Below are 620 nucleotides of genomic sequence, written 5' to 3'. Positions count from 1 at the left end.
CGTCATACTGATCTTCTCCTTTTCACAGACCGCATCAGCGCTGCGCTTTCATATAATGCTGTTCCAGCAGTTTATAAAGCGATGACTGCGGATAAAGAATCTTTCCACCAAGAGTAGTATAAGGGATTTGGCGGTTGTCCCGGTAATTCTGCAAGGAGCGTTTCGAGATGCTGAAGATGCTGCAAATCTCCTCACTGGTCAGGTACAGTTCATTTCCGATGGTCGGGCGGTGCGTGTCGATCAGAATATCGACGGCACGGATGGCTTTGACGATGTCGCGGCGCAGTTCCTTGAACGCGGCGCTGTCGCGGGTAATGATCTCTTCGGTCATGCTACAGGCTTTTTATCAGGTGCTTTTCCAGAAGTTGCCGGATGTCGTCGTCCCGGAACAATACTTTATTCCCCAAGGCCGTATAGGGGATGATGCCGGCGGAGCGATAGTATTGCAAGGCTCGCTTGGTGATGCTCAAGGCCTTGCAGACCTCCTCGGCCGTAAGCCACCGGACAGTTGTCGGTTGGGCGGAGAGGGAATGGAGCGCAGACACTCGCTCCAGAAGACGTTGAAGGTGCGCCTGCATCTCTTTATAGGCGCTCGTTTCCATAAGGACGCAATCCATAAT

The 620-nt window shown here is 52.6% G+C and carries 2 protein-coding genes; both read right to left on the bottom strand.

Going from position 1 to position 620, the window contains the following annotated elements; all coding sequences use genetic code 11:
- Positions 1-34: 34 nt before the first annotated feature.
- On the bottom strand, positions 35-331 hold the full coding sequence (locus tag QVP03_RS00640; protein WP_009598243.1) for a helix-turn-helix domain-containing protein: 297 nt from the start codon (positions 329-331) through the stop codon (positions 35-37).
- Between the two features lies 1 nt (position 332).
- A partial coding sequence (locus QVP03_RS00635; RefSeq protein WP_288210576.1) for a helix-turn-helix domain-containing protein occupies positions 333-620 on the bottom strand: 288 nt, incomplete at its 5' end.

The organism is Alistipes sp. CAG:29, assembly GCF_000435435.1.
In the GTDB taxonomy this organism is placed as follows: Bacteria; Bacteroidota; Bacteroidia; order Bacteroidales; family Rikenellaceae; genus Alistipes; species Alistipes onderdonkii.
The sequence above is the reverse complement of the archived record's forward strand: the minus strand, read 5'-3'. Positions and strand labels throughout refer to the sequence as shown.